This window comes from Oleiphilus sp. HI0125 (genome assembly GCF_001635355.1).
On the sequence record NZ_LWGF01000796.1, the window covers coordinates 1 to 1,117 of the forward strand.

General features: G+C 44.3%; 2 pseudogenes. Both read left to right on the top strand.

What is annotated here, in order from left to right:
* Positions 1-824: pseudogene (locus A3762_RS12730) on the top strand (ribonucleoside-diphosphate reductase, adenosylcobalamin-dependent); the annotation flags it as partial.
* A 49-nt stretch (positions 825-873) separates the two neighbouring features.
* Positions 874-1,117, top strand: a pseudogene (locus A3762_RS12735) (NrdJb); the annotation flags it as partial.

The window sequence follows — 1,117 nt, forward strand, 5'->3', positions numbered from 1 at the left end:
AAGAGAAAGGTCCAGCGCCAATCATGGAAGAAGAGTTCGCAGTGACTGCCGAAATACTACGCGAACGCCCAGAGCTAAGCGCAGACGGTTACTCCTTAGGCGATACCGTGAAAGGTAAAGTTCTTCACGCAAAATATAGCCGTTACATGCAACGTATTGCTGATTACGAGCCAGAATTAGTCGATCAGCTTGCGGAGCAAGGTGCACGTTTTACACACCATACTTCAATTGCACCGACGGGAACTATTTCTTTGTCTCTTGCTAACAACGCAAGTAACGGTATCGAGCCAAGCTTTGCTCACCACTACTCCCGCAACATTATTCGCGAGGGTAAGAAGACCAAAGAAAAAGTGGATGTTTATTCATTCGAATTACTTGCTTACAGAAATCAGGTCAATCCAGAAGCAATGCCATTTAGTGATAACCCCGACAACGCATTGCCTGATTATTTCATCGCGGCAGATGAAGTAACGCCAAAGCAGCATGTCGATATTCAAGCGGCAGCACAGAAGTGGGTAGATTCTTCGATCTCTAAAACGGCGAACGTTCCTACAGAGTTCCCATATGAAGAATTTAAAGATATTTACATGTACGCCTATGAGCAGGGCTTAAAAGGCTGTACAACATTCCGTTTTAATCCTGAAGCATTCCAGGGCGTTTTGGTGAAAGAGCAAGATCTCGAGAACACCTTGTACGAATTTACATTGGATGACGGAACAACCGTAAAAGTGAAAGGCAACGAAGAGATTGAATACGACGGTGAAATCCACACCGCTGCGAATCTATTCGACGCACTAAAAGAAGGCACCTACGGTAAATACTGATCAAGATTCGCCCGCTTATAGCGAGTGAATAAGAAAAAGGAATATGACAATGGCAATTAAAATCGAGAAAAAAATCGTAGGCTATCAAGTTCATACCGACGCATCGGCAGCCATTAAAGAGGCCGAAGTCGAGCAACAGCCTAAGCCGATTGAGATGAATGAGAAAATCGAACGTCCTGATTTTCTTTTAGGCTCTACGTACAAGGTAAAAACACCTGTAGATGAGCACGCGCTTTACATCACGATCAACGACATCATTTTGAATGAAGATACGGATCATGAAGTGCGCCGCC